Below are 248 nucleotides of genomic sequence, written 5' to 3' on the forward strand. Positions count from 1 at the left end.
CTTTTTGCAGTACGATTCTTTCATTATTGACCCAAGCGTAATTACCTACTTGGGCATTGCCAGGGAAAAATATCGCGTGATGTATTTGTTTTGTTTTTGCATTTAATATTAGTAGCTTGTCTTTACCATTATGTTTGGTTATTGCACTAATATAGTCGCCTGTTGGAGATATTTTTACATTGCTAAATTCAGCCCCTCGGCTAAATAGTCGTGCAGTAGAAAGGCTTTCTGCTGCAAATGCATGGGTG

At 37.9% G+C, this 248-nt stretch carries 1 pseudogene; it reads right to left on the bottom strand.

What is annotated here, in order from left to right:
• A pseudogene (locus tag AAEY68_RS21445) lies at nucleotides 1-248 on the bottom strand (S9 family peptidase); the annotation flags it as partial.

The sequence above is a fragment of the Pseudoalteromonas sp. RB2-MNA-CIBAN-0110 genome (assembly GCF_040309305.1).
GTDB classification, from domain to species: Bacteria; Pseudomonadota; Gammaproteobacteria; order Enterobacterales; family Alteromonadaceae; genus Pseudoalteromonas; species Pseudoalteromonas arctica.